This window comes from Vibrio sp. J502 (genome assembly GCF_025397955.1).
GTDB classification, from domain to species: domain Bacteria; phylum Pseudomonadota; class Gammaproteobacteria; order Enterobacterales; family Vibrionaceae; genus Vibrio; species Vibrio anguillarum.
Genome location: NZ_CP104554.1, coordinates 1,329,729 through 1,356,272, shown reverse-complemented (window position 1 = coordinate 1,356,272; position 26,544 = coordinate 1,329,729). Strand labels below are relative to the sequence as shown.

Here is a 26,544-nt window from a genome sequence, read left to right as displayed (position 1 = left end):
ATTAGTAATCATCCGTTTATCCATCTGACGGCGTCTTCAAGTTATTCGGCATCTAGGATTTGCAGGCTTAGATTAATTATGGTTACCCGCTCTCTAATATTGGAATATGGTCGTCATTTCGCGAATGCAATTAGTTGATTTTGTTAACTGAATCACAACTTTAATCTTACTTAATAGATAGTGAGGTCGATAAAAAAGGAAGCATCAGCTTCCTTTTTTCGGGGGCGTAAGCGAGATTACACTTCTAATATCACGCGCGTATCTTCACTGAGCGCTTCAAGCTCATCGGCTACGTCTTCAATTTGTATCGCAGCTGGGAGCTTGATGGCTAGGTTGGCGGTAAATAAACTTGAGCTGACACCACCGCCACCCGCAATAAAAACACGTTGGCAATCCATATCTAAAATATTGATACCTTGATTATCAAGAAGGTGGGTGATTTCGTTGACGATGCCTGCACGGTCGTTTGCATCAATCCGCAGTTGGTAAATCGTTTCTTTTTCATGTTGATGTACGTCAGAATCAACAATCTGCACCAGAAGATCGGGTTGTTCTCTAAATGCTTGTTGAACGATAACGGCATTTGAGGTCGGTAACTCTATTTTAATGACGGCAGCTACTTGGTTTTCAATAAAGTTCACTTTACTTATTAACCATTTTCCACCATTTTCATGAGTGATAGCGGCAAGATGTTTAATTGTGGCTGGTGTTGCACTGCCGACGAAATTGACGATAAAAGTACTGTTCATAATAGGCCTCCCATAGCAAGCTAACGAAAGATAAATCGTTGATCTTGAATTCCTTTCACTTCAGTGTAGAGGCCTATCTTAGATAAGACTTGATGAGAGTCAATTTTTTACATTTACGCAGTCTTTTGCTTGTCAGTATTCATACTTGGGCCACAAAAATAGCCTTGGCTTTAGGCATTGGCCTTGTGTTTAGCCCTGTTTTTTAGAAACTGACTTTGAGGTTAAGGCCATAAAATTGCGAATCATAGCTAGCGCCTGAGTCCAAAGCAAACTTTGCGGCATCTTGGTTGCCAAACCAAGGCGTGCCATTAAATTCTACTTCGGCATCGCCTCCCCAAGCATTTGATACCCAGCCATGGATATGTCCAACAGGGTTGAGGAAGAAAAGTGTGACATCACCCAGAGTCGATGAACCCAACACTTCACCACCTGTGGTAACAATATCTTGTTCCGCTTCAAACATCAGCTCACCGACAACCGCACCAAAAAAGGGCGTAATAAATAAGTCTTGCCATGATGGTATCTCGGCAAACGATTCTACGCCATATTCCCAAAAGAAAGTCGACATAACACCGGAGTAAAGAAAAGATTCAAACTCATTAAATCCAGCATGTCTTGCGGCTGTGTAGTAAACGCCGCCAAAGTAGGGGTGCATAATGTAGTTGAGATAATGCTCATCTCTATCCCAAGTGGGGCCGGATGATACGTTATCTTTCCATTTACTGCCTATGCCGCTTATGCTGCGATCCTCTTCATCCCATTTGGTAATGGATGCAGGCAAAAATGTCATTAAACCAACGGTTGCTACGCTTAATCCTAAGATGGTATAGGTTTGGCCTTTGAGATAGTCCCAGTCTTTTGTATCTTGCACGGTAAGATATTTAGGCAGCGCGGGCTCTTCAAGGTTTAGCGGTTGCGACTCTGCTAAGCTTGCTAAAAATGGAGAGTTCGATTGGTAAATATTCGGATCGTCATTAAAACAAGAAATTTGATTGCAGTCGACCGTATAGGAAAACTCAATGTGTTGGTTGAAATCGTATGCAGTGGCACTAGCACAAGCCGAAAACGATAACATCAATGGTATGATGCTTTTCTTTGACACGGAGGGCTCCAAAGTTTTGTTTTTAATGATCAGAATCACAATTATCTATTAAAGCGGCGGTGATGAAAACAGCAAATTATGTAAATAAGGAAACTTATGAGAAAAATAGCATTCAAAGCGTTATATATTGCACTTTATTCTCTGCCGTATTGATTGATAGCACACCTGTAAGCGTACACAAAAGGACACCATGATATGTTGAAAATAGCAATGTTAAGCACGGGTGAGGAAGTGCTCCATGGCGATATTGTCGATACCAATGCTGCTTGGTTATCCAGTGAGTTCTTCCAGCAGGGTTTTTCGTTAGTAAAACGATCAACGGTAGGCGATAGCCAGCAAGCCTTGGTTGAAGAGTTACTGATGCTCAGTTTCAATAATGATGTATTGATCGTGAATGGCGGGCTCGGCCCAACGTCTGATGATTTAAGTGCGGCGGCGGCGGCTCAAGCGGCGGACCAAAAGTTGGTGTTGTCTGTGCTGTGGAAGCAAAAACTGGACGAATTTTTTGCGCAGCGTGGTGTTGTGATGCCAGAAAGTAACCTCAAACAAGCGATGTTACCTGAGTTCTCTGACATCATTGATAACCCAATAGGGACGGCTTGCGGCTTTAAAGTTCAGATTAATGATTGTGTTTGTTATTTCACCCCCGGAGTACCCAAAGAGTTTAAGTTGATGGTCTCTGAACAGATTTTACCTGACTTGCTAGCGACTTACCCACAACAAACGGGATTAGAGTGCAGCCGTTTATTCACTCTGGGCTCATCGGAATCGGCCATTTCAGATAAGTTGGATAAATTAGTCTTACCGGAAGGGTATATGCTGGGGTATCGTTCTTATCTGCCTTTTATTGAGGTGAAATTGTTTGGTCCGAAAAGTGATTTAGAACGCCGAGTAAAACTACTACAGATCATCTACCAGCATTTGGAACAACATGTTGTGAGTGTCGATGAACCTATGCTCACGCATATCGGTCATTTAATGCAAGACAAAGGATTATCGATCTCTATTGCAGAACAAGCGACCAAAGGTTGGCTCGCCAGTTGGTTGTTAAGTAACGAGCAAGTGGAAGCGTTGAGCGGTCACTGCTGGATTTTGAGCCGCAACGTTGAATCGGGCTTAGGCGATCAAGATCCACTCGCGGCGTCATTAGCGCTTGCTGGCGCGACGAAGGAAAAGTGTTCTACTTCGTTATCGCTCGTAACTGGTGTATTAAATGATGATCAATTTAGCCTAGCTTTATCGGCTCCGCAGGGAGAGTGGGGACAGATCCTCAAATTCAAGCGTCGTTACAGCGCCGATGAGCAGAGGGAGTTAATGGGGACCATCGCGGCTGATATGTTACGCCGCTATTTATCGAATAAGCCTATTTTTGCTCAGTATGGGGCATTGATCTCCATCAAAGAGATGTTTTTACCTGCGAGCGTCATTGGTTAATTAACTCAATGCGTTAGCGTATTTTTAAACCTAAACCTTTGATAATTAAGTGCTTTGCATTTAAATTGCATCGGGTGGTAACTGCATGATTTTTTGGCTTATTCCGTAGGTTCGGTGAGGTGCTTAGCTTATGATTATTTCGTCTAAAGACTAAGCTCATGATTTCACGCATCAGATAAAATTGTTTCAAAATTGGGTCTTTTTTACACATCTTTTCTCTGTACACTGTCAGTCCGCTCGATGAAATTCAGCAGGAGGCTGACATGTTTAACCAATCGAAAATTTTAGTTTGGTATAAAGTTGCAAGTCAAAAAGTGATCTTAGGTGAGGCATTGAGTAATGAAATGAGTGATGTTGTTTCTTTATGGCTCAACGCTCCATCAGAGTTAGATACGTCTAGCTATCAAGGATATAGACTTTCATTGTTTGATGGGGATGGCAGAGAAATCGCTAACAAATCCGTATCAATGGGTACAGCTGATGGCATTCTTCTAGGAATGTATAAAGCCAGAGCATAGCTCTGGCTTTACCTTTTTAACGCGCCAATGTGTGATGCGTTAACAGTGCACTATTGGCAGATCGAGATTAGGCTCGCCTTGCTTTGGGGCGATAATTAACACCAGCAAGTTCCACATGGCTTTTGGCTTTACAAATACAGGGCAATATTTCGTTGCGCTCTGTGTAAGCCATCGCAAAACCAACATATTCCACTTCGCCTTTAACGAGCGTGCAGCGACAGGCACCGCAGTGACCATCGCGACAGTTGTACTCTGGCTCTAGCCCCGCACTCTCCATACTTTCCAATAAAGTATTGGAAGAGTTTGATTCTATGGTTGTAACTTTGTTGATTTTAATGGTCGCCATTACAGCTCAAAGTCCTCGAAGTCATTGGCACGAACTTCATTGTCAATTTGGCCTACAAGGTAGGAGCTGATTTCTGCTTCTTGAGGTGCAACTTGTACGTTGTCTGAAGACAACCACGCATTAATCCAAGGAATTGGGTTTGATGTTGCGCCGGGGTAGGCGATATCTAAACCAACCGCTTGCATACGAACGTTGGTGATGTATTCAACGTATTGGCACAGAATGTCTTTGTTTAAACCAATCATCGAACCATCTTTAAACAGATATTCAGCCCACTCTTTTTCTTGTTCAGCAGCCGCTTTAAACAAATCAAAACACTCTTGCTTGCACTCTTCAGCGATTTGTAAGAAAGCGAAATCGTCTTGTCCATTACGCAGCAAGTTGATCATATGCTGTGTACCAGTCAGGTGCAAAGCTTCATCACGTGCAATCAACTTGATGATTTTGGCGTTACCTTCCATCAATTCGCGCTCTGCAAAGGCAAATGAGCAGGCGAAGCTGACATAGAAACGAATCGCTTCCAACGCATTGACTGACATCAAGCAAAGATAAAGTTTACGTTTCAGGTCACCTAAGCTAATTTTGACGCTCTCACCATTAATCTGATGTGTTCCTTCACCAAAACGGTGATAGTCATTAGACAGTTGGATCAGATCATCGTAATAGTGCGCAATGTCTTTTGCGCGTTTCAATATGTGTTCATTTTCGACGATGTCATCAAACACAATACCCGGATCATTCACAATATTACGAATAATATGAGTGTATGAACGTGAGTGGATCGTTTCTGAAAATGACCAGGTTTCAATCCATGTTTCCACTTCAGGAAGCGAAACCAGCGGTAGCAGTGCCACGTTAGGGCTGCGACCTTGGATTGAATCCAGTAACGTTTGATATTTCAAGTTCGAGATGAAAATGTGTTTTTCATGATCTGGAAGCTTGTTGTAATCAATGCGATCACTCGATACGTCGACTTCTTCTGGACGCCAGAAGAACGAGAGCTGTTTTTCTATCAGTTTTTCAAAAATTTCAAACTTTTGCTGGTCGTAACGAGCCACGTTAACCGATTGGCCAAGAAACATCGGTTCTTTGAGTTGATCATTCTTTTTTTGAGAAAAAGTACTGTAAGCCATAAATGCCTCAATCCCTTTTAAGCTCCCCTGCGTGGGGAGCATTATTGAATACGTTGAGTGAAATAGAGTTAGATCTTACAACCGCCGCCCGCACAATCATCATCTTGTGCCTGTACTGCGTCTTTTTGATCATCCTTCGCGCCATCACGAGTGTTGTGATAGTACAAGGTTTTCACACCAAATTTATATGCCGTCAGCAGATCTTGCAGCAACTGTTTCATTGGCACTTTGCCACTTTCATACGCGCTGGGGTCGTAGTTGGTATTAGCGGAAATCGCTTGGTCAACAAATTTCTGCATGATGCCGACTAGGTGCAGATAACCGTTGTTAGAACCAATATTCCACAATAACTCATAGTTCTCTTTCAAATTAATGAAATCCGGCACGACTTGTTTCAAGATGCCATCTTTTGAGGCTTTTACTGAAACATAACCGCGAGGAGGCTCAATACCGTTGGTGGCATTGGAAATTTGCGAAGAGGTTTCTGAAGGCATTAACGCTGTTAACGTTGAGTTACGTAAGCCAAATTCCATGATCTCTGCGCGCAGCGCATCCCAATCATAATGCAAAGGTTCTGCGCAAATTTGGTCGACATCTTTTTTATAGGTGTCTATAGGCAGCAAGCCTTTGGCATAATTTGTTTCATGGAATAGAGGGCATCGGCCTTGTTCTTTGGCTAACGCGACTGAAGCCTTCAACAGGTAATATTGCATCGCTTCAAAAGTGCGGTGTGTCAAACCATTTGCACTACCGTCCGAATATTTCACGCCATTTTTCGCCAGATAGTAAGCGTAGTTAATCACGCCCACACCCAATGTACGGCGATTCATGGTTGACTTATAAGCGGCAGGCAGTGGGTAATCTTGATAATCCAACAGTGCATCTAGCGCACGAACCACAAGATCAGACAACTCTTCGAAATCATCCAGAGATTGAATTGAACCTAAGTTGAATGCCGAAAGCGTACATAGCGCAATCTCACCTTCATTATCTTCAACATTAGACAGCGGTTTCGTCGGCAGTGCGATCTCCAAACAGAGATTGGATTGGCGAACAGGCGCTACAGACGCATCAAACGGGCTGTGCGTATTGCAGTGGTCAACGTTCTGGATGTAGATACGGCCAGTGGAGGCACGTTCTTGCATCAATAGGGAGAACAGTTCTACTGCTTTCACCGTCTCTTTTTTAATCGAAGTGTCATTCTCATATTGAACATACAAACGTTCGAATTCGTCTTGGTTTTCGAAGAATGCGTCATACAATCCAGGCACATCAGAAGGGGAGAATAGGGTGATATTACCGCCTTGAACTAAGCGAGAATACATCAACTTATTGAGCTGAACACCATAATCCATATGACGAACACGGTTCTCTTCAACGCCGCGGTTATTTTTCAATACCAGTAGCGACTGCACTTCACCGTGCCACAAAGGGTAGAAGACAGTGGCTGCGCCACCACGTACACCACCTTGAGAACAGCACTTCACTGCGGTTTGGAAATATTTATAAAAAGGAATACAACCCGTGTGGAATGCTTCACCACCGCGAATTTCCGAGCCTAATGCACGAATGCGGCCCGCGTTAATACCAATACCCGCACGCTGTGATACATAACGTACGATAGAGCTTGCTGTGGCATTGATTGAATCTAAGCTGTCACCACATTCAATCAACACACATGAGCTAAATTGACGGGTAGGCGTGCGCACGCCCGACATGATTGGCGTTGGCAGCGAGATTTTGAACATTGATGTTGCGTCGTAAAAACGCTTAATGTAATCGAGACGGTTTTCTTTTGGATATTTCGCGAATAAGCAAGCGGCGACCAAAATGTAGAGGAATTGGGCACTCTCATAAATTTGTTTCGTCACACGGTTTTGCACGAAGTACTTACCTTCAAGCTGTTTTACCGCGGCGTAAGAAAAATTAAGGTCACGTGCGTGATCGATATAAGTGTCGAGTTCTTCAAATTCTGCGCGAGTATAATCTTCGATAAGGTGCTTATCGTATTTGCCCATTTCAACCAAACGAGAGACATGGTTGTACAAAGTGGGTGGCTCGTATTGTCCGTAGGCTTTTTTACGCAAATGGAACACCGAAAGACGAGCCGCGAGATATTGGTAATCTGGCGTCTCTTCTGAAATCAAATCGGCAGCGGATTTGATGATAGTCTCATGGATGTCAGAGGTGGTAATACCATCGTAAAACTGAATGTGAGCTTTCAGTTCTACTTGTGATACAGAGACATTGTGCAGGTCTTCCGCAGCCCACGCGATTACACGGTGGATTTTCTCAAGATCAATTGTTTCTTTGCGTCCATCACGCTTGGTGACAGTAAGTTTTTGGTTCATTCTGCTTCATTTCCCTAACAAAACTGATTAAGGCCGTATTTTTGTAGAATTGTTGTAAATTTCATCGCGGCTTTGTGATCTGAATTTATCTATATATTGTAGTGCAAACACAACATATAGGGGTTCTTTGCTTTGCGAGTTACAAGATAGTGCTATCTGAAGCTCATTTCAAGTTACAGATCTGGGACAGCTTGTGGATAACTAGCAAAAATAAAAAAAACAGTTAGTACCCACTTACTTATGATCAAAGAGCCGATTTGATTGTAGAAAATTACCGTTTTGAGTTTGGTTTAGATGTAACCACAATCAAAAAAAAACTTCTTGATCTTTGAGGAAAAAAGGGAGCGATTTTCGATGTGGTTAAAATGGAATCTAGAGCACAAAAAACAGCCTAGAAACCGAGAAAAAATGTGCTATTCGGCTTAATTTTTAACGTGAGCAATACGCTATCGATAATGGCATATTAGATGACCACTGACTTTAAAAAAGCTGAGTATGAACGATGTAATTGACATCAACATTGCGCCCTAAACGGTAAGTATCGGTTAACGGGTTATAAAGTAGGCCTGTTATTCCTTGCTCTTGCAGGTTTGTTTTATCAATCATCTTAATCAGTTCCGATGGGCGGATGAATTTTTCATGATCATGTGTGCCTTCTGGAACAATGCGTAGCAACTTCTCTGCGCCCACGATGGCAAACAGGTAAGACTTAAAATTACGATTGAGCGTAGAAAAGAAAACATGACCGCCGGGTTTGACCAACGCAGAGCAGGCTTGAACAACGGACAATGGGTCTGGAACATGCTCAAGCATTTCCATGCAAGTGACAACATCATATGTGTGTGGGTTGTCAGCGGCGTGGTCTTCAATCGTACTTTGAATATAAGTGAGCTTTGTTCCGGTTTCTAAAGCATGTAAACGAGCGACTTCAAGCGGTTCTTTGCCCATGTCTAAGCCAGTCACTTGCGCACCTTCTCGCGCCATGCTTTCGGCTAAAATTCCGCCACCACATCCAACATCGAGCACCTTCTTGCCAAATAGGCCGTTGGCATTGACCAACACATAGTTCAATCTTAACGGGTTAATTTGATGCAGTGGCTTAAATTCACCATCCAGATCCCACCAGCGTGACGCCATCTCTTCAAACTTTTTAATTTCATTAAGATCAACGTTTTGTGCTTTAGTCATGTTAGATTCGCTCTTGCTGTCAAAATAGGCATCTTTAGTTGTGTGGGGTATTATAACCAGTTGATTACCACAGGCTACAGGTTATCTTTATTTCATTAATTTTTGGCTAAAATTTGGCCATTAATCAGCCGGGTATGGAATGAATGTGCAATTTCTCGGCACTTGATACACAACAAAGGTCACAACCTGATAAAAGGAAAGGGAAAGAGATGCCGAAGTAGTGAATTATGTGTTATATTTTTCGGCCTTGTACGTATCGAATATACGATCAAAAGATAGAGGGATAATGGCTCTATGAGCGATCTAGCTAGAGAGATCACGCCCGTAAACATTGAAGATGAGCTAAGAGGTTCATACCTAGACTACGCGATGTCCGTTATCGTGGGTCGTGCTCTTCCAGATGTGCGTGATGGCCTAAAACCAGTACACCGTCGCGTTCTATTCGCGATGAATGTGCTTGGTAACGATTGGAATAAACCATATAAAAAATCTGCCCGTGTTGTGGGCGATGTGATTGGTAAATATCACCCGCATGGTGATAGTGCTGTATACGATACGATTGTTCGTATGGCGCAGCCGTTCTCATTGCGTTACATGTTGGTCGATGGCCAAGGTAACTTTGGCTCGATCGATGGTGACTCTGCGGCAGCAATGCGTTACACCGAAGTACGCATGTCAAAAATTGCCCACGAACTGCTTGCCGATCTCGACAAAGAAACGGTCGATTATGTACCGAACTATGACGGTACAGAACAGATCCCTGCGGTTCTTCCTACGAAAATTCCTAACCTACTGGTGAATGGCTCATCCGGTATTGCAGTAGGTATGGCAACCAACATTCCACCCCATAACCTAACGGAAGTGGTTGAGGGTTGCTTGGCCTATATAAATAATGAAGACATCACCATTGATGAGTTGATGGACTACATTCCGGGCCCAGATTTCCCAACAGCAGCATTAATCAGTGGCCGCAAAGGAATTATCGACGCTTATAAAACAGGGCGCGGTAAAGTCTACATGCGCTCTAAAGCGGATATCGAAGTCGAGAAGAATGGTAAAGAAACCATTATCGTCAGAGAAATCCCTTATCAAGTGAACAAAGCACGCTTGATTGAAAAAATTGCTGAGTTGGTTAAAGAGAAAAAAGTTGAAGGCATTAGCGCACTGCGTGATGAGTCTGATAAAGACGGCATGCGTATTGTTATCGAATGTAAACGTGATGCGGTTGGTGAAGTAGTTCTGAACAACCTTTACGCTCAAACACAGTTACAAACGACATTCGGCATCAACATGGTTGCGCTGGATAATGGTCAACCTAAGCTATTCAACTTGAAAGAAATGTTGAAATGCTTTGTTGATCACCGCCGTGAAGTGGTGACGCGTCGTACTATTTTTGAACTGCGTAAAGCTCGTGATCGTGCCCACATTCTAGAAGCACTGGCTCTCGCGTTAGCCAACATTGATGAAATCATCGAATTGATTCGCCGCGCGGCAACGCCAGCAGAAGCAAAAGAAGGCTTGATTGCTCGTGGTTGGGATCTTGGTAACGTAGCGTCAATGCTTGAACGTGCTGGAACCGATGCCGCTCGTCCTGAATGGCTTGAACCAGAATACGGTATCCGTGATGGCAAATATTTCTTAACTGAGCAACAAGCCCAAGCAATTCTTGAACTTCGTCTGCACAGATTGACAGGTTTAGAGCACGAAAAAATTCTTGATGAGTACAAAGCTCTTCTGGAAGAAATCGCTGAACTGATGCATATCCTTGCCAGCACTGAACGTTTGATGGAAGTGATCCGCGAAGAGCTTGAAACTGTTCGTGATGCTTTTGGTGACGCACGACGCACTGAAATTACCGCGGCAACTCACGATATCGACATGGAAGAGCTGATTGCTCGTGAAGATGTGGTAGTTACACTTTCTCATGCAGGTTATGTGAAATACCAGATCCTCAGCGATTACGAAGCACAACGCCGTGGTGGTAAAGGTAAGAGCGCGACGAAGATGAAAGAAGAAGACTACATTGAGCGTCTTCTTGTGGCGAATACTCATGACCATATTCTTTGCTTCTCGACTCGTGGTAAGACATACCGTTTGAAAGTCTATCAATTACCGCTAGCGAGCCGTACAGCGCGTGGTAAACCTATCGTTAACATTCTTCCTCTGGAAGAAGGGGAACGTATTACTGCGATTTTGCCAGTCACTGAGTTTAGTGATGATAAGTTTATCTTTATGGCGACCGGTGACGGTACAGTGAAGAAAACATCACTTTCAAGCTTTGCCAACGTGCGTTCTAACGGTTTGATCGCGGTTAACTTGCGTGAAGATGACTCTTTGATTGGTGTGGACATTACCGATGGCAACAGTGAAATTATGCTGTTTTCTAAATTTGGTAAAGTGGTTCGCTTTAAAGAATCAGAAGAAACGCCAGTATTGGATGAAAATGGTCAGCCTGTTCTTGATGAACATGGCCAGCCAGAAATTAAGTTCAAAGGTGTTCGCGCCATGGGACGCACAGCGTCCGGTGTTCGTGGCATGAAGCTAGCAGAAGGCGACCAAGTGGTATCGCTGATTGTTCCTTCAAATGATGGCGACATCTTAACAGTGACACAAAACGGCTATGGTAAACGTACAACCTTAGGGGAATACCCAACTAAAGGTCGTGCAACTCAAGGCGTTGTTTCAATCAAGGTGTCTGAGCGTAATGGTCAAGTTGTCGGCGCAGTGCAAACTGAAGAAGGCGATGAGTTCATGATGATCACCGATGCCGGTACGCTCGTTCGTACTCGCGTCGCGGAAGTGAGCCAAGTGGGACGCAATACTCAAGGTGTGACCTTGATTCGCACCGCTGAAGATGAAAACGTCGTAGGTTTACAACGTATTGAAGAAATTGAAGATGTTGAGTTACCAGAAGGTGAGGAATTGCCAGAAGGTGAAGCGAGCGTTGCAATTTTAGAAGTACAACGTGACGCAGAAGAGGCTGACTCTGAACCGAGCAGCGATTCTGAAGACGAGTAATCGTTTCACATATCCACCTTTATTCTAAGGTGATAAAGAATAAAAGCCGGAGCATTGATTGCTTCGGCTTTTTACTTCTAGCGAGCAGCCCATCTAACAAGTGAAGGATTTCCATTCAGCGTTGAAATCGTGGTGGTCTTTTTGAAAAGATCATCTGTGCCACAAATACGGCTGACTCCACATCTCTCATTCAACCTAAAATTGCCTATACTTAGCTATTGAGTTAACGTCATAAAAGTCATTAATTTAATTTCTAGAAAAGATAACTTTTTAATAAATAAGAAACCATTCATTGGTTAAGATCTGTCCCCATAACATAATGGCGCTACAACTAAAAAGGATATAAAAGATGTTTGCTAATCGGTTTACCTTACAATCGCGATTAATTTTTGCGGTGTTATTACCTTGCGTTGCGTTGATTATTGTTGGAATGGCGAGCTTCAATAGCATGTCGACGATTCAACGACAGGCAGAACAGCTCTATCTCAATACGGCCGCGCCAATGCGTTCAATGGCTGAAGTTGCCTCTCGAATTCCCCGTATGCGGGTTGGTATCGATATGATGTTACTTCAAGAGACGTCGTTAAGAGATAAAAAGGGTGTCCTCACACGCGTGAAAGAGACACGTGACGAAGATATCCCTGAAATGAGGCAGTCTGTCGAGCACGCAGTTCAGTCACAAGTGGATCCAGAACAGCGTAGACAAGTTCAGCAGCTGTTGACTGACTTTGAAAAAATGGTCAGTACTCAGCTTAATCCTATGTTGGCGGCATTTGAAAAGGGCGATCTAGATACGGCGCGCAACATATACCGAGATCAATATGCGGTTACCTATGGTGAACTGCGTAAAAAAGCCAATGTGATCCTCGATTCGCTACTAGAGCAGGCCAAACAGCAGAACGTCAATAGCCAAAAGAGTTATGCCCAAGGGCAAAATCACATGTTTATCATTATTGGTATTGGCGTGCTAATTTCGTTTGTCACTTCATTCTTTATTGTTATCGGCCTAAAAACGAGAGTGGCCAGCCTACAAAAATCCATTGCTTTGGCAGCTGAAAACATGGCGCTAGATGCTCGCATTGATTTAGGTGGTCAAGATGAGTTATCGAAAATTAGTGACAGTTTTAACGACTTCATTGAGAAAGTACATGTAGCGATCAAGCAAGTGGCTTCGAGTTCTTATGAATTAGCGAATACGGCTAACCAAGTTTCAGCTCGGGCACTATTAACCAAAAACAACTGCACTTCGCAACGTGATAGAACAGTTCAAGTGGCCACTGCCATTCATGAATTAGGCGCAACAGTAGGCGAAATTGCAAACAACGCAGCTCAAGCTGCCGACGTTGCGAAACAGGCCACTCATCAGGCGGAAAATGGCACCACTGTAGTAGAGAAAGCACAAGTGCAAATTGCAGATTTGATCACTGAATTAGAGCAAGCTGCACAAGTCGTAGGCTCTTTGGCTGGTCAAGTGGTTAACATCAGCTCGATACTTGAGACTATTCGTAGCATTTCCGAGCAAACGAACTTACTTGCATTGAACGCAGCGATTGAGGCGGCGCGAGCGGGAGAGCAAGGTCGAGGCTTTGCGGTCGTTGCCGATGAGGTGCGAAATTTAGCAAGCCGTTCTGCTGCATCAACCGAAGAAATTCAAAGAGTCATTAATAACTTACAAGAAGAATCGAAACGAGCGGTTGGGGCAATGTCCCAAGGCCGAGAGCAGAGTTTGTTGGTGGTTGAACAAGCTGAAAATGCCAATAGTTCGCTAAAACAGATCCGCGTTTATATAGAGAATATTAGTGATCAGAACATTCAAGTGGCGACGGCAACGGAAGAGCAATCAAGTGTGGTCAGTGAAATCAACCGCACCGTTGAAGATATTAATCATCTCACCATGGAAACAACAACAGTAGCTGAGGAGCTCACTGTCAGTAGCGAACATTTGAAAAAAGTTTCTAAGCAACTCGATAGCCTAGTGAACAATTTTAAATTGTAATTTTGATACTTTAGGCTTAGATATTAGAAATGTGATAACTATTCCATAACTTAACACGACATAAGACATGTCTATGAAAAATGGTATTATTTTTGAGAATTTTAGTATTTTTATAGGAATCGGTTGTGGACCCTGTGATATCGCAATTAAAGAAGGATTTTTATGCGCAGATTCGCTCTCTCAAAGACGGTCCGACATCTGAATCTCAAACGACCTTAGCACTGCTCACAGAAGAAGAGTTGCAACAACTCGAACAAATGTGGGTTGAACTGGCGGTTTGGAAGCAGTCGCAGAATATCTAACTGCCCACAAATTGATTAGCGCAAATTTTCGTAATAATCCCAAATAAAAAGCCAGCAGAACAGATGCTGGCTTTTTTGTTTATCACGTCGGCTGTTAATTATACGCGCGTGCGACACGTCCAAGTGATGACAGTTGATAATGTTCAGCGTATGCGGGGATGAAGATTGAGTGACCTTTTTTCACGGTTAGAGACTCACCATTGTCATGGGTTAAGGTCGCATCAGCATCAATGGCAAAGATAATTTCGGCACTGTTGATTTTCACGTTAACTTGCGCGGCATTGAGGTAAATCGCAAACTTAAAATCGCGGACTGGGACAGGGAACAATAATGCTCCATTTTCTTCGATAGGTTTCAATAACAGGCTTGAAGCGGGTTTTTCTTCAAATAGCGTGCATGATGCGAGCTCTTCAATATCCATGTGTTTGGGTGTTAGGCCAGCGCGCAACACGTTGTCTGAATTGGCCATGATTTCAAGCCCGGTACCTTTCAAGTAGGCGTGTGGCGTTCTGGCGTCTAAAAACATGGCCTCACCCGGAGCTAAAGTGAGTACATTGAGCATTAATGGAGAAAATAGACCGATATCACCGGGGTACTGTTGTGCCAGCTCTAAAATGAGCTCAAAAAGATCATCATCTGAATGATGATGGGCATACGCTAATAATGCATTCACCGCATGTTCTTTTTTCTCGCCAGTTAATGATAGCAATGCACTAAAAAAGGTTTTTAAACCTTGTGATGTTGGGTTGTGTGCAAAAGCATCGACTAGGGTTGAAATCGCATTGATATTCAGCGTTTGAAATTGTTCAACAATCTCTGTGATTGGGCGAAACCCATTCATCGCTTTATAAGGGGTAAGGGCGTAAACCAATTCCGGCTTGTGGTTAGGATCTTTATAGTTGCGATGTCCGGCATTGAGTGGGATCCCCGCTTGGTTTTCTTTCTCAAAGCCAATTTCCGCTTCTTGCTTACTTGGGTGAACTTGAATCGAAAGAGCGTTCGCTGCGGCAAGTACTTTGAAAAGATAAGGTAACTCACCAAAGGTTGTTGCAGTAGCAGCAGAAAGAAACGCTGTTTTATCTTGGTTGATCATCTCAAGCAACGAAACAGGTTCTCCATTCACATGAATTTGTGAGCATCCATTTGGGTGTGCTCCCATCCAAATTTCTGCTTGTGGAGCCTTGGTTGGGTTAGCAATATCAAACAAGTGCTGAATCGAAGTCGTGCTTCCCCACGCATAGTTTTGGATGACATTGTCCATCAAAAAGAAAGGTTGTTTGTTATTGGTCATAGTACATCTCACAAAAAATCAAAATAAAAACAAAGTAGCAGTACATAGAGTAAGCGAAATAAAAAACTCCCGAGTTAAAGCGGGAGTACAACATAAAATCAGAAGCTCAGCGTTGATGAACATCAAGCACTCTCGGGGGAGAGTGCTTGATCATTAAGCCGTTGCTTGTTGTAATTTCGCTTGGCGCATTTTTTTCAGAGTGATACAAACAACACCTGTCACTACAGCACCGGTTGCCATGCAAAGCAAAGCTAGCAAAGGCTTATTCATGGCACCGAGCAATGCTACTACAGGACCGCCGTGGGCAACACTGTTTGTAATGCCAAAAGTGAACGCCATAACCGCTGCAACCATCGACCCCAAGATGTTTGCTGGAATGACTGACATCGGATCTTGTGCGGCAAATGGAATTGCCCCTTCAGAGATACCAACCAAGCCCATTGCACCGGAAGCTTTCCCTGCTTCAATTTCAGAGGCTTCAAACAAGTTCAGTTTACGGCCCAAAACGGTTGCTAAAGCCATACCGAGTGGCGCGACTGGAATGGCACACGCCATTGCACCCATAAATTGAGTTTGACCGCTGGCAATCATACCAACAGAGAAGAGGAATGCCACTTTGTTAAATGGGCCACCCATATCAAAGCCAGCCATGCCACCGAGCACAATACCGAGCAGTATCACGTTACCTGAGCTCATGCTCGTAAGTAGTGCGGTTAAGCCATCCATCAAGCTTGCAATCGGCGCGCCGATAACAAAAATAAAGAGCCCAGAGATAAAGAGTGAGCCTGCGATGGGTGCAATCATGATTGGCACAAGTGGTTGAATAAACTTGTGAAAATGGATGCTTGTTAACCATTTGATGAAATAACCGACTAAAAGGCCAGCAATAATGGCACCGATAAAACCTGTACCGGCATCTGCGCCGTAGAATGACCCGTTGTTAGCGATCCAACCACCAATTAAGCCAGGAGTCAGAGCGGGGCGATCGGCGATCGCATACGCGATGTAACCTGCAAGAATGGGGATCATCAACGTAAAAGCAACCACACCGACGTTCAGCACTTGGTTCCACATACTGCCGTCAGGAATGGCCATACCAGCTTCGGTTGGCTCGCCGCCAATAGCGAGTGCTAAAGCAATCAACAAACCGCCAGTAACAACGAATGGGATCATATGCGATACACCATTCATCAAATAGCGGTATAAATTGGAGCGAGCTTGCGCCGCTTTACCTTTCCCATCTAAAGTCTTGGTACTGGCATCGGCTTGATATTTTGGTGCGCTGAGGGCTTTTTCAATCAACCCTTTTGCATCACGAATCGGCGCTTTAACGCCAGTTTCAATCAGTTTTTTACCCGCAAAGCGCACCATGTCAACTTGCTTGTCACAAGCCACGATGATCGCATCAGCTTTAGCGATCTCTTCATCCGTTGGGCTGTTTTTCACCCCAATCGAACCGTTGGTTTCGACTTTAATTTGATAACCCATCGCGGCGGCCCCTTTTTCCAGCGCTTCAGCGGCAAGATAAGTGTGTGCGACACCGGCTGGGCAGCCCGTTACGCCAATCAAAAAGCCTTTATTGGCTTCAACATCGGTTGTTTTTTCGGTTTTTTGTAGCAACAAATCTAGCGCTGCTTGCTCTGTTTTTGCGTCTAAGAAACGTTCAATGAACCCTTCTTCAATAAGCTTGGAAGAGAGCTCTGCCAGCACTTCAATATGATGATTTGAACCACCATCAGGCGAGGCTATCATGAAAAATAATTTAGAAGGCAAGCCATCTTCCGCGCCATATTCGATACCGCTTTTGCTGATGCCTATCACAACTGCAGGCGAGATAACGGCGGAACTTTTGGCATGAGGCAGCGCGACACCATCTTCAAATCCAGTGTTACCAAGCTCTTCACGAGCATAGATATCGGCTAAAAACTGCGATTTATCGCTGATGCGTCCTTGTTCTAACAGTACATCGACCAGCTCTGAGAAAACGCCATCTTTTGATGTTGCTTTCAAATCAAGCAGGATCAAGTTCTCATTAATGAGTTGAGTGATCATGTTTCGTCCCCTATATGGTTTTTATCCCCTTCGCACGTAGAACTGAGCCATGTTGGCTGCAACTTCAAACTGTTTGGGGATATTGTTATTGCGCACCGCGCTTTTTGTTGGAGATATTGTGAGCGCCTCGGGTGAACAGTGGTAGTGTACGAAACTGGCATTTACTGGATTATTGTAACCTGTGGCTGCAAACGTGATCAGGCTCTTATTTTGGTTTTAGGGTGATAATTTGAATTCATGATTAATTTTTTATTTTAATTCAATTAGATAAATTGATTATTTTGCTTTTTCGATCGGAGTTATCGAATGCATAATGATTGGTGATTCATGAGGTATTGGATTATAGTTGCCTCGTTTATTGATGGGTATAGGGTGAATTTTGTGATCCCAGTATTTAAAAATGTGATTGAAGTGCTGCTCTCGGAGCGAGAAAGTTTTAATCGAATATGGTTTGCTGGGGACAAAATAACGCCGCCAGCGTTCAGTTACCAAGTCAATTTCCCTCGTCTAGAATTGGTTTTAAGCGGCGTGTATAGCAACGAAATCGAAGAGATTGAACACGGTATCAGTAAGGTCAACATCTTATCTGGTGATGCGCTTTATATACCTCCGAACTGCTGGAATAAACCTGATTGGCAAGAGAGCTGTTCGGTCTTGAGTTTGCTATTTGGCCGTCGTCAAATGGGGTTTAGTTTGGTCAGTAAACACAAAGGCGAGAGTGGTTTTTATGATGTTCAGAAACACAGTATTCCAACGCGTACTGGGCACGCGATTGATCACATGCTCGAAGGGCTAAATGCATTAGCACGTGAGCCTCAGAAAAGCCCAATGGACGAACATTTGTTGTTGGCTCTGTTGAGTTACAGCGCCACAATGCTTGATCAACCGACCGCTTCTCCTAAAAAGCGCAGTGAAGATTTATATCAAGGCATCTGCATCTATATCCAAGAAAATTTTCATCGCAATATTTGCCGTGACAGCATCGCACAGCGGTTTAATATCTCTGCCAACCATTTATCGCGCATGTTTCGCCAACAAGGACACATGACTCTTGCTGATTACATCACTTGGGTAAGAATTGAACGGGCAAAATTTATGTTGAAGAAATACACCTTTCGTTTAGCCGAAGTGGCCACGCGCTGTGGATTTCAAGATGTGAATTATTTTTTCCGCGTATTTAAAAGCAAAGCGGGTATGACTCCATCTGAATATCGAACTCTGTCGCAATAAAGCTATTCATTTTGTATTGGGTCGTCCGGCTTAGCCATCACGTGCAGCAAAATGGCTTTAAGGGTTTCTTCTCTTTTTGCCGTAAGTAGCCATTGACGATGTTCCTCTTCCAGCAACCAACGAGTTAACTGCGTGACCGGTTTAATCACGGTTCGCGGCGCTGATGTCGGCAGTAATAAGGTGATGATCAGCGACACATCGCCGGATTTTTCTGACCATGATAGCGGGTTTGCTAACCAGTGAACCGCCAGTGTTGGCTGGGCAACTCGTGCGTGAATGACATGGGGGAGCGCTATTCCACGGCCAATAATGGTCGGGGAGATGGCTTCTCTTTTTTCCAGCGCATGCAAAATATCATGACAATACGTGGGCATGATCTGCTTAGCAATCGTGTCGAGTGCCTCTGATTTGCTAAGCTCAGGGCCTAATGTGGCGTAATGCCACTGTAGCGAAAAGGGCAGTTGAAAAGCAGAGTGGGTGGCAAACGCCAATTCCGCTTTGGCATTTTGTTTGTGTGATGTTGAAATAAGCAGTGTGTGCTCGCGTAAATACTCTGTCATCACCATGCAGGCCAACTCGGCGTCGAGCCCTTCAATGGCAATTTGGCATACATCTCCCGGGTTTGAACCAAGGCTTAACACTTGCAGTGTATGGTTGAGCATTGCCTTGTTGCCACGCGTGATGTTAAACAGCACCACCACCGAGCGAAAATGGCGGTTGAGATCTTTCAATTCATTTAATTGCCAGCTGACCAGACCGCCTGCTTTTAAAACAAAGGTGATGCGCGTTGTGATCATCGGCGGTTACAAATAACGATCTAAAACAGATTGCACGTTCGTCAACACTTCTTCAATGGACACCTGAACCGTTTTGCAACCAACAAAACGTTCACGCTGTTCAATGTCGATATCTGAAGCGATGAGGATCAGATCCGCGTTGACAATATCTGCCACTGTCAGTGGGTTCTCGACACCCATTGCTCCTTGGGTTTCGACTTTAATTGAGATATTACGCTTATTCGCTTCTTTTTTGAGTGCGTCTGCGGCCATATAGGTGTGCGCGATGCCTGTTGGACAAGCGGTTACTGCGATAATTTTCATAACGAAAGATAATAAAGAAATGATGAGTGAGTATAAGGAGGATGAAAGCGTGACTCAACCGAAGTTTACGCTAAGCCAGTACCCTAATGACTGTAGCACTCAGGCTACTCGGCTTTGCACATAAACTTTGCACTGGCCGTAGAATAGGGAAGCCCATCATAAAAAATGGTGCTGCACAGATAGTAAATGTGACGTTTTTGTTTGATAAGATGCGCTTCGACTTGCAACGGTACATTCAGTGGAATAGGGTGCACATAACGTACGTTTAGCTCTGCCGTCATCGCATAAATGCACTGTGCAAACAGACAATGCGTCATGGCAGCGTCATGTAAAGTGCTGATAAGTCCACCCTGCATGACCCCTTGATAGCCTTGCATCTTTTCTGTTGCTACAATCTGTGCGCATACGCTCCCCGTTTCTGTTTGGTTAAATTGCAGTGTGTGCGTTTCAGAAAAGAACGGGGCACAACACACCGCGCAGTGGCAATGTTGTATGGGAGGTTGAATGTTCATAAGTTCACCAAACTGTTTTTAAATGATTAGGAGAAGAAAATGGCAAGACCCAAAAAAATTCGTCGTGTTTGTGGTCAAGCGGCGTATGCATGCTTCAAACCCAACGGTGTCAAATTATCTGAATTGAACACAGTAGATTTACTGCCAGAAGAACTTGAAGCGCTGCGTTTGGCTGATAAAGAGGGGCTTAGCCAATTGCAAGCGGCCACGCAGATGGGCATATCGCGACAAACCTTTGGTAATATTGTTAACCAAGCAAGAGCGAAAGTCGCGACTTGCTTGGTGGAAGGTCATGCGTTGATGTTGGTTGAACGCTAACGCTCGTGATCAGGTTCTTGAATTTGATACAACACCTTCTGATGCTCATCACAAACGTCTACGCAGTTACATTCTCTTTCAATATCGATATTTGCTAATCCACCACAACTGCCTTGCAGCGAGCGGCGGCGAAACAAAACACCGATCGCCATCAAGACAATAATGCCAATAAAAAACGCAAAGGTTATAACATAAGTCATTATTTCCCCTCGACAATCGCTTTTACTTTCAGCACTTTCTTCAACGCTTCTATGGTAGTTGGTGACAGCATTCTGGGTGCCAGTTTGTTATGTTTACCCACTTTCTTCGATCCACATTGACTAGCACAACGTTTCTTCGATTTATTGGCTGAAGGCTTGCCAAAAGAGACGTCGGTGACGGGCAGAAGATGGTTTGGATGAAGTGATGTTAATTGGCTGCCTCTTGGTGCGTAATATACCGCAATCTTCTTTTCTAAAATCGCGGCTAACATATTTTGTCCGATATTGCGGACGATAACAGCGTCCACTCTATTCTCTCTTAGCAGTGCAAGTAGCTGTTTTTTGTGGCCACAACTGCCCTCGGTTTTAGTAACGTCAATACGTTGGCTAGTGGCGGTGGTATCGTCCACAATCATCAATTGAGGCGCTTTGGCAAAGTGATTAAAAGGCGAGTTTTGATCACAAGGGATGGCATAAATCATCATGGCTCCTAAAGTTTATCGGGTTCTTGTATTTAAAATACACCTTATTATTGGCATATGCCAATAATAAAAATGACAATGTAAGAGTTCATTAATTAAAAGTCGTGGTGCTGTTTGGTAAATTGAGACCCGATATGGCGTAAAAATACGCGAATAAATTGCAGGCGTATGTAACAAGCCTCATCTACACTTTGTGAGCAGTCAAATGAAAGTTAAATCTATTGCATATTGGAAACTCGCAAGTGTAAACGTTAACATTTGGTGTTTTGAGAGGTATGATCTCTTTCGTGGTGGATCGCACTTTTAAAAAGAGAAATAGGTCTCGATGTTACATTGCGTTACGTATGATTACTTAGTTTTGCAATAGTTATCAAACTATTCACAAGAAACTGCATGAAAATGCGATTTCAAAACTGAAATTTTAACTGGTTCACATTAATTGTTTGTTTTACTACTATACCTTTGAAAGGTAAACGTTTTCACTGCTGTTTCTCAGAGTTAACGTTTCTCCCCCTACACAACGTAATAACAACACTAACAAATAGGACTTGTTCAATGAGAAAGTTAACTACTTTAGCCATGCTTGCGGCTGGTATGAGTTTCGGCACTCAAGTCATGGCTGACACAACGATCGGTGTGACCGTTTATAAGTACGATGATAACTTTATGTCAGTTGTTCGCCAAGCGATTGAAAAACAGGCAAATAATGACGGCAACACCAAGGTTTTGATGAATGACTCACAAAACAGCCAATCAATGCAAAATGACCAAGTGGATGTCATGTTGGCTCGTGGCGTGAAAGCACTGGCGATCAACCTTGTCGACCCTGCAGCTGCACCAAGTATTATTCAAAAAGCGAAAATGGATGATGTTCCTATCGTTTTTTACAATAAAGAACCGAGTGCTAAAGCGCTCGCTTCATATGACAAAGCCTATTATGTGGGTACAGATTCAAAAGAGTCGGGCATCATCCAAGGCGATCTCATTGCGCAACACTGGAAAGCCAATCCTGCTTGGGATAAAAACGGTGACGGTGTACTGCAGTATGTAATGCTGAAAGGCGAACCAGGTCACCCAGATGCGGAAGCTCGTACTTCTTATTCTGTGAAAACCATTAACGAAAATGGCATCAAAACAGAAGAGCTACACATGGATACTGGTATGTGGGATACCGCCATGGCAAAAGATAAAATGGATGCTTGGTTATCTGGCCCCAACGGCAGCAAAATCGAAGTCGTGATTGCCAATAATGATGGTATGGCGATGGGTGCGATTGAAGCGTTACGTGGTGCGGGTGCGAAAGTACCAGTATTCGGTGTTGATGCGTTAGCAGAAGCATTAGCATTAGTTAAATCTGGCGACATGGCAGGCACTGTGCTTAATGATGCAGATTCACAAGCCAAAGCGACATTTGAACTTGCACGTAATTTAGCCAACGGCAAAGCTGCAACCGAAGGCACTCAATGGGAAATGGCCAATAAGATTGTTCGTGTTCCTTATGTTGGTGTGGACAAATCGACACTCGAGTAACCTAAAGTTCAAGGGGGAAGTCATTCCCCCTTTACTCCCTAACTTATAGGGTGTTTATACAATCAATAATAAATAATTGCTGATTAAATTTTATTTAATATTGAATGGTATTAATCAAAGAATAAATAAGTGATGCCATGGTAAATCAAGAGCATGAATTTCTGTTAGAAATGACAGGAGTGAGTAAAGAGTTTCCCGGGGTTAAGGCATTAGATAAAGTTAATTTGAAAGTTCGACCACACTCTATTCATGCATTAATGGGAGAGAATGGTGCAGGTAAGTCGACGCTATTAAAATGCCTTTTTGGAATTTATGATAAAAACGAAGGTGATATTATATTTTTAGGCGAACATGTGAATTTTCAATCGTCTAAGCAAGCTTTGGAGGCGGGTGTTTCCATGGTCCACCAAGAGCTTAACCAAGTATTACAATGTTCTGTAATGGATAATATTTGGCTAGGGCGTTACCCAAAGAAAGGACTCTTTGTCGATCACGATAAAATGTATCGCGATACCAAAGAGATCTTTGATGAACTCGATATTGATATAGACCCGAAAATTAAAGTGGCTAAATTATCGGTATCACAAAGGCAGATGGTCGAAATAGCGAAAGCGTTTTCTTATAACGCGCGCATTGTGATCATGGATGAACCCACGTCCTCTTTGACTGAAAAAGAGGTATCGCATCTTTTTACTATCATTAACAAGTTGAAAGAAAAAGGCTGTGGCGTGGTGTACATCTCTCACAAAATGGAAGAAATATTTACTATTTGTGATGAGATAACCATCTTGCGTGATGGGCAATGGGTTGATACGAGGCCGTTGAAAGGGCTCGATATGGACAAAATCATTTCGATGATGGTTGGCCGTGAATTAACACAGCGCTTTCCCACAAAGACCAATGTGCCAAAAGAAATTATCCTCGAAATCAAAAATTTAACAGCACTGAACCAACCCTCTATTCAGGATATTTCGTTTGATCTCAGAGAAGGTGAAATCTTAGGTGTGGCTGGGCTCGTCGGTTCAAGACGCACTGATATTGTGGAAACCATTTTTGGGGTTCGTGAGCGTAGTAACGGCCACATTATCTTACATGGCCGAGAGATGAAAAACCGTGATGCACATGAAGCGATCAATAGTGGTTTTGCGTTGGTGACAGAAGAACGTCGTTCAACTGGCATTTACAGTAATTTAGATATTACCTTTAACTCTTTGGTTGCCAATGTGGATGAATACAAAACCAAATTAGGTTTACTGAGTAATAAAAAAATGAGGAGTGATACACAGTGGATAATTGACTCCATGAGTGTAAAAACACCTTCTCATGAAACATCAATCGGTTCTTTGTCTGGTGGTAATCAGCAGAAAGTCATTATTGGCCGTTGGTTGTTAACTCAGCCAGAAATATTAATGCTTGATGAGCCGACTCGGGGTATTGATGTCGGAGCAAAGTTTGAAATTTATCAATTGATATTGGAATTAGCGAAAAAGAATAAAGGGATTATTATTATCTCTTCCGAAATGCCAGAGTTGTTAGGCATTACCGATAGAATATTGGTGATGAGTAATGGCCGAGCTGCGGGAATCGTTAATACTAAAGACACTTCACAGAATGAAATATTAGAGCTGGCCTCTCGTTACCTCTAGGGAAATTATTATGGATTCAGTTAAAACATTTGCAATGAAGCACCTAAAGGAAGGTGCGATCTATGCGGTTCTATTTATTCTTCTGGCAATTATTATTATTCAGGAGCCATCATTTTTAAGTTTACGCAACTTTAGTAATATATTAACGCAATCTTCAGTGCGCGTTATTATTGCATTGGGTGTGGCGGGGCTGATTGTAACGCAAGGAACCGACCTTTCTGCTGGACGTCAAGTGGGTTTAGCCGCTGTAATTTCGGCAACACTTTTACAATCAATTGATAACGTCAACAAAGTATTCCCCAGCATTGGTGACGTGCCGATTGTGGCTGTGATTCTTTGTGTGTGCGCGATCGGCGCGATCATCGGCTTAGTGAACGGTGTGATTGTTGCTTATTTAAAAGTAACGCCGTTTATCGCCACATTAGGCACCATGATCATCGTCTACGGGATTAACTCTCTCTACTACGATTCGGTGGGTGCATCTCCAATTGCAGGTTTTGATGAGCGTTTCTCTTCATTCACTCAAGGTTTTATTCGATTTGGAGATTTTAGGTTTTCGTACATAACCTTCTACGCCATTATCGCGATTATCTTTACATGGATTTTGTGGAATAAGACCGTTTTTGGTAAGAACATTTTCGCGGTCGGTGGTAACCCAGAAGCCGCAAAAGTTTCTGGTGTTAATGTGCCATTGACGCTACTGAAAGTGTATGCTTTATCGGGTGTGTTCTATGCGTTTGGCGGTATGTTGGAAGCTGGCCGTATCGGCAGTGCGACCAATAATCTTGGCTTCTTGTACGAGTTGGATGCGATTGCAGCCTGTGTTGTGGGTGGCGTGTCATTTGCTGGCGGTGTCGGAAGCATTGCGGGTGTGGTCACGGGTGTGCTTATCTTCACTGTGATCAACTATGGTATGACCTACATTGGCGTGAGCCCTTACTGGCAGTACATCATTAAAGGCGGCATTATTATTTTCGCTGTCGCGTTGGACTCAATGAAGTACGCGAATAAGAAATAGCCGCCTAAGAGCAAAAATACAATTTTCGACATTTAATCGCCGAAAATTGTCGAAATAAAATAAACAAAGAGCGCCTTTATCGGCGCTCTTTTGCTATTGCCCAGTAGGAAGCGTACGTTTTTCAAAATAGCGCACAATCTCCTCGATCAATATTTTGATACGTGACGGTTGGTGATCACGATTAGGATAGAGCAGATGCAAGTCCGATCCTGTGGCCAAATCGTGTGAACTAAAACTTTGCCGATAATCTTCCAAGAGAAGAACGAGTTTCCCAGCATTGAGGTCGGGTTGAATATCGAGTTGTGATTTGAGTGCAATACCTGCGCCTTCGAGTGCCCACTGGCGAATCACTTCGCCATCATTAGACAAACGTGATGGTTTGATCAGAATATCTTGAACGGCATCTCCTTTAAGAAAAGACCAACGCGTTAATGATTCACTTTTGCGTAGCATACCCAAGCAAGCATGCTGTTTGAGATCCTCTGGGTGCGTCGGTTGACCATGACACGCTAAATATGCGGGTGAGGCACAAAGAACGCGGCGACTTGTTGCTAATTTTCTGGAAACCAATTGACTATCTTTGAGTGTGCCGTAACGCAATACCAAATCAAGTTTTGTTTCATATATCCCTAACACACTGTCACTAAAGGTAATCTGAGGCACAATTTTAGGATGTCTTGCTAAGAGGGAGTCGAGCAGTGGCAGCAAATGTTGTCGCCCGAGATCTTTGGGTGCTGAAATTTTTATATTGCCTTCCAAGTGTGTTTTCTCGGCAAATAGCGAAGACTCGACTTCAGTGATGTTGGCTAAGGTTTGTAAACATAATGGATAGAAACGTTCGCCGGCTTCCGTCAATGCAATTTTACGTGTGGTTCTTTGCAGCAATTTCACGCCATAGTGGCGTTCAAGCTCTTGCAGTTTTAGTGTGACTGAAGCGGCGGACATATTGATGGCTTTTGCGGCTTCCGCCAACCCTTGTTGCTCAACAATGGCAACAAAGACCTCCATGTTCAATAATTTGTTCATTA

Annotated in this window: 24 protein-coding genes; 10 read left to right on the top strand and 14 right to left on the bottom strand. The window is 43.4% G+C overall.

Translation table 11 applies throughout. The features are described from left to right. Positions 1 to 236: 236 nt before the first annotated feature. Both N5E84_RS06345 and N5E84_RS06340 read right to left on the bottom strand, forming a co-directional pair. Entirely contained in the window at positions 237 to 749 is a 513-nt protein-coding gene (locus N5E84_RS06345) for a glycine cleavage system protein R (RefSeq protein WP_013857004.1), read from the bottom strand. Between the two features lie 202 nt (positions 750 to 951). Beyond that, positions 952 to 1,890, bottom strand: coding sequence for a DUF3943 domain-containing protein (locus N5E84_RS06340; RefSeq protein ID WP_017044301.1), 939 nt, complete (start codon positions 1,888 to 1,890; stop codon positions 952 to 954). A gap of 156 nt (positions 1,891 to 2,046) precedes the next feature. Here N5E84_RS06340 and N5E84_RS06335 point away from each other — a divergent pair, with 156 nt between their 5' ends. Both N5E84_RS06335 and N5E84_RS06330 read left to right on the top strand, forming a co-directional pair. Then, positions 2,047 to 3,285 carry a CinA family nicotinamide mononucleotide deamidase-related protein gene (locus tag N5E84_RS06335; RefSeq protein ID WP_017047686.1) on the top strand — a complete coding sequence of 413 codons (1,239 nt, stop codon included), beginning with the start codon at positions 2,047 to 2,049 and terminating at the stop codon, positions 3,283 to 3,285. A gap of 263 nt (positions 3,286 to 3,548) precedes the next feature. Further along, positions 3,549 to 3,803, top strand: coding sequence for a hypothetical protein (locus N5E84_RS06330; RefSeq protein WP_019282878.1), 255 nt, complete (start codon positions 3,549 to 3,551; stop codon positions 3,801 to 3,803). A 67-nt stretch (positions 3,804 to 3,870) separates the two neighbouring features. Here the strand turns inward: N5E84_RS06330 and yfaE are convergent, their stop codons facing one another. The 4 genes from yfaE to ubiG form a co-directional block, all read right to left on the bottom strand. Continuing rightward, positions 3,871 to 4,149, bottom strand: coding sequence for a class I ribonucleotide reductase maintenance protein YfaE (yfaE, locus tag N5E84_RS06325; protein WP_013857000.1), 279 nt, complete (start codon positions 4,147 to 4,149; stop codon positions 3,871 to 3,873). Further along, positions 4,149 to 5,282: a class Ia ribonucleoside-diphosphate reductase subunit beta gene (gene nrdB / locus N5E84_RS06320; RefSeq protein WP_010318364.1), complete on the bottom strand. Its 1,134-nt coding sequence runs from the start codon at positions 5,280 to 5,282 to the stop codon at positions 4,149 to 4,151. The genes yfaE and nrdB overlap by 1 nt, the downstream gene beginning before the upstream one ends. 68 nt (positions 5,283 to 5,350) lie before the next feature. Next, positions 5,351 to 7,633 (bottom strand): class 1a ribonucleoside-diphosphate reductase subunit alpha, encoded by a 2,283-nt coding sequence (gene nrdA, locus N5E84_RS06315; protein ID WP_017046168.1) that lies wholly within the window; start codon positions 7,631 to 7,633, stop codon positions 5,351 to 5,353. 480 nt (positions 7,634 to 8,113) lie between these two features. Beyond that, a complete protein-coding gene (gene ubiG, locus N5E84_RS06310; RefSeq protein ID WP_017044298.1) occupies positions 8,114 to 8,821 on the bottom strand; it encodes a bifunctional 2-polyprenyl-6-hydroxyphenol methylase/3-demethylubiquinol 3-O-methyltransferase UbiG in 708 nt (235 codons plus the stop codon). 294 nt (positions 8,822 to 9,115) lie between these two features. Here ubiG and gyrA point away from each other — a divergent pair, with 294 nt between their 5' ends. The 3 genes from gyrA (at position 9,116) to N5E84_RS06295 (ending at position 14,137) form a co-directional block, all read left to right on the top strand. Continuing rightward, positions 9,116 to 11,839, top strand: coding sequence for a DNA topoisomerase (ATP-hydrolyzing) subunit A (gene gyrA / locus N5E84_RS06305; protein ID WP_019282877.1), 2,724 nt, complete (start codon positions 9,116 to 9,118; stop codon positions 11,837 to 11,839). A gap of 349 nt (positions 11,840 to 12,188) precedes the next feature. Then, on the top strand, positions 12,189 to 13,835 hold the full coding sequence (locus tag N5E84_RS06300; protein ID WP_017046166.1) for a methyl-accepting chemotaxis protein: 1,647 nt from the start codon (positions 12,189 to 12,191) through the stop codon (positions 13,833 to 13,835). Positions 13,836 to 13,960: 125 nt separating this feature from the next. After that, positions 13,961 to 14,137 carry a hypothetical protein gene (locus N5E84_RS06295; RefSeq protein ID WP_017042466.1) on the top strand — a complete coding sequence of 59 codons (177 nt, stop codon included), beginning with the start codon at positions 13,961 to 13,963 and terminating at the stop codon, positions 14,135 to 14,137. A 94-nt stretch (positions 14,138 to 14,231) separates the two neighbouring features. On the opposite strand, the gene manA is transcribed toward N5E84_RS06295, so the two are convergent. Both manA and N5E84_RS06285 read right to left on the bottom strand, forming a co-directional pair. Further along, positions 14,232 to 15,428, bottom strand: a complete 1,197-nt coding sequence (manA, locus tag N5E84_RS06290) for a mannose-6-phosphate isomerase, class I (protein ID WP_043004729.1) — start codon at positions 15,426 to 15,428, stop codon at positions 14,232 to 14,234. Positions 15,429 to 15,581: 153 nt separating this feature from the next. Continuing rightward, a complete protein-coding gene (locus N5E84_RS06285) occupies positions 15,582 to 17,480 on the bottom strand; it encodes a fructose-specific PTS transporter subunit EIIC (protein ID WP_019282875.1) in 1,899 nt (632 codons plus the stop codon). Between the two features lie 327 nt (positions 17,481 to 17,807). Between N5E84_RS06285 and N5E84_RS06280 the strand changes: the two genes are divergently transcribed. Beyond that, positions 17,808 to 18,710, top strand: a complete 903-nt coding sequence (locus tag N5E84_RS06280; protein WP_017049831.1) for a helix-turn-helix transcriptional regulator — start codon at positions 17,808 to 17,810, stop codon at positions 18,708 to 18,710. 2 nt (positions 18,711 to 18,712) lie between these two features. On the opposite strand, the gene N5E84_RS06275 is transcribed toward N5E84_RS06280, so the two are convergent. The 3 genes from N5E84_RS06275 to N5E84_RS06265 form a co-directional block, all read right to left on the bottom strand. Continuing rightward, positions 18,713 to 19,507 carry a PTS sugar transporter subunit IIA gene (locus N5E84_RS06275; protein WP_019282874.1) on the bottom strand — a complete coding sequence of 265 codons (795 nt, stop codon included), beginning with the start codon at positions 19,505 to 19,507 and terminating at the stop codon, positions 18,713 to 18,715. Between the two features lie 6 nt (positions 19,508 to 19,513). Then, positions 19,514 to 19,810, bottom strand: coding sequence for a PTS fructose transporter subunit IIB (locus N5E84_RS06270; RefSeq protein WP_017042461.1), 297 nt, complete (start codon positions 19,808 to 19,810; stop codon positions 19,514 to 19,516). A gap of 104 nt (positions 19,811 to 19,914) precedes the next feature. Next, a complete protein-coding gene (locus tag N5E84_RS06265) occupies positions 19,915 to 20,322 on the bottom strand; it encodes a PaaI family thioesterase (RefSeq protein WP_019282873.1) in 408 nt (135 codons plus the stop codon). Positions 20,323 to 20,361: 39 nt separating this feature from the next. Between N5E84_RS06265 and N5E84_RS06260 the strand changes: the two genes are divergently transcribed. Further along, positions 20,362 to 20,640 (top strand): DUF134 domain-containing protein, encoded by a 279-nt coding sequence (locus N5E84_RS06260; RefSeq protein WP_026027228.1) that lies wholly within the window; start codon positions 20,362 to 20,364, stop codon positions 20,638 to 20,640. Here N5E84_RS06260 and nqrM read toward each other — a convergent pair. Next, the gene (gene nqrM, locus N5E84_RS06255; protein ID WP_013856966.1) at positions 20,637 to 20,840 is read right to left on the bottom strand and encodes a (Na+)-NQR maturation NqrM; all 204 of its coding nucleotides are present in this window, start codon (positions 20,838 to 20,840) and stop codon (positions 20,637 to 20,639) included. The genes N5E84_RS06260 and nqrM overlap by 4 nt on opposite strands. Further along, on the bottom strand, positions 20,840 to 21,325 hold the full coding sequence (locus N5E84_RS06250; protein WP_231494626.1) for a NifB/NifX family molybdenum-iron cluster-binding protein: 486 nt from the start codon (positions 21,323 to 21,325) through the stop codon (positions 20,840 to 20,842). Before N5E84_RS06250 ends, nqrM begins: the two co-directional genes overlap by 1 nt. 552 nt (positions 21,326 to 21,877) lie before the next feature. On the opposite strand from N5E84_RS06250, the gene mglB reads away from it, so the two are divergent. The 3 genes from mglB (at position 21,878) to mglC (ending at position 25,516) form a co-directional block, all read left to right on the top strand. After that, positions 21,878 to 22,852 carry a galactose/glucose ABC transporter substrate-binding protein MglB gene (gene mglB, locus N5E84_RS06245; RefSeq protein WP_026027227.1) on the top strand — a complete coding sequence of 325 codons (975 nt, stop codon included), beginning with the start codon at positions 21,878 to 21,880 and terminating at the stop codon, positions 22,850 to 22,852. 137 nt (positions 22,853 to 22,989) lie between these two features. Next, the gene (gene mglA, locus N5E84_RS06240; RefSeq protein ID WP_069212212.1) at positions 22,990 to 24,498 is read left to right on the top strand and encodes a galactose/methyl galactoside ABC transporter ATP-binding protein MglA; all 1,509 of its coding nucleotides are present in this window, start codon (positions 22,990 to 22,992) and stop codon (positions 24,496 to 24,498) included. A 10-nt stretch (positions 24,499 to 24,508) separates the two neighbouring features. After that, positions 24,509 to 25,516: a galactose/methyl galactoside ABC transporter permease MglC gene (mglC, locus tag N5E84_RS06235; protein ID WP_013856962.1), complete on the top strand. Its 1,008-nt coding sequence runs from the start codon at positions 24,509 to 24,511 to the stop codon at positions 25,514 to 25,516. Between the two features lie 93 nt (positions 25,517 to 25,609). On the opposite strand, the gene N5E84_RS06230 is transcribed toward mglC, so the two are convergent. Continuing rightward, positions 25,610 to 26,542, bottom strand: a complete 933-nt coding sequence (locus N5E84_RS06230) for a LysR family transcriptional regulator (protein WP_019282870.1) — start codon at positions 26,540 to 26,542, stop codon at positions 25,610 to 25,612. Positions 26,543 to 26,544: the final 2 nt, after the last annotated feature.

Excerpts from the sequence above, each read along its gene's own strand:
- nrdB (WP_010318364.1), bottom strand. The coding sequence starts at position 5,282 with ATGGCTTACAGTACTTTTTCTCAAAAAAAGAATGATCAACTCAAAGAA.
- N5E84_RS06285 (WP_019282875.1), bottom strand. The coding sequence starts at position 17,480 with ATGATCACTCAACTCATTAATGAGAACTTGATCCTGCTTGATTTGAAA.
- N5E84_RS06265 (WP_019282873.1), bottom strand. The coding sequence starts at position 20,322 with ATGAACATTCAACCTCCCATACAACATTGCCACTGCGCGGTGTGTTGT.
- mglC (WP_013856962.1), top strand. The coding sequence starts at position 24,509 with ATGGATTCAGTTAAAACATTTGCAATGAAGCACCTAAAGGAAGGTGCG.
- N5E84_RS06275 (WP_019282874.1), bottom strand. The coding sequence starts at position 19,507 with ATGATCACAACGCGCATCACCTTTGTTTTAAAAGCAGGCGGTCTGGTC.
- N5E84_RS06330 (WP_019282878.1), top strand. The coding sequence starts at position 3,549 with ATGTTTAACCAATCGAAAATTTTAGTTTGGTATAAAGTTGCAAGTCAA.
- N5E84_RS06230 (WP_019282870.1), bottom strand. The coding sequence starts at position 26,542 with ATGAACAAATTATTGAACATGGAGGTCTTTGTTGCCATTGTTGAGCAA.
- mglB (WP_026027227.1), top strand. The coding sequence starts at position 21,878 with ATGAGAAAGTTAACTACTTTAGCCATGCTTGCGGCTGGTATGAGTTTC.
- manA (WP_043004729.1), bottom strand. The coding sequence starts at position 15,428 with ATGACCAATAACAAACAACCTTTCTTTTTGATGGACAATGTCATCCAA.
- ubiG (WP_017044298.1), bottom strand. The coding sequence starts at position 8,821 with ATGACTAAAGCACAAAACGTTGATCTTAATGAAATTAAAAAGTTTGAA.
- mglA (WP_069212212.1), top strand. The coding sequence starts at position 22,990 with ATGGTAAATCAAGAGCATGAATTTCTGTTAGAAATGACAGGAGTGAGT.
- gyrA (WP_019282877.1), top strand. The coding sequence starts at position 9,116 with ATGAGCGATCTAGCTAGAGAGATCACGCCCGTAAACATTGAAGATGAG.
- N5E84_RS06260 (WP_026027228.1), top strand. The coding sequence starts at position 20,362 with ATGGCAAGACCCAAAAAAATTCGTCGTGTTTGTGGTCAAGCGGCGTAT.
- nqrM (WP_013856966.1), bottom strand. The coding sequence starts at position 20,840 with ATGACTTATGTTATAACCTTTGCGTTTTTTATTGGCATTATTGTCTTG.
- N5E84_RS06250 (WP_231494626.1), bottom strand. The coding sequence starts at position 21,325 with ATGATGATTTATGCCATCCCTTGTGATCAAAACTCGCCTTTTAATCAC.
- nrdA (WP_017046168.1), bottom strand. The coding sequence starts at position 7,633 with ATGAACCAAAAACTTACTGTCACCAAGCGTGATGGACGCAAAGAAACA.
- N5E84_RS06270 (WP_017042461.1), bottom strand. The coding sequence starts at position 19,810 with ATGAAAATTATCGCAGTAACCGCTTGTCCAACAGGCATCGCGCACACC.
- N5E84_RS06345 (WP_013857004.1), bottom strand. The coding sequence starts at position 749 with ATGAACAGTACTTTTATCGTCAATTTCGTCGGCAGTGCAACACCAGCC.
- N5E84_RS06335 (WP_017047686.1), top strand. The coding sequence starts at position 2,047 with ATGTTGAAAATAGCAATGTTAAGCACGGGTGAGGAAGTGCTCCATGGC.
- yfaE (WP_013857000.1), bottom strand. The coding sequence starts at position 4,149 with ATGGCGACCATTAAAATCAACAAAGTTACAACCATAGAATCAAACTCT.
- N5E84_RS06300 (WP_017046166.1), top strand. The coding sequence starts at position 12,189 with ATGTTTGCTAATCGGTTTACCTTACAATCGCGATTAATTTTTGCGGTG.
- N5E84_RS06280 (WP_017049831.1), top strand. The coding sequence starts at position 17,808 with ATGAGGTATTGGATTATAGTTGCCTCGTTTATTGATGGGTATAGGGTG.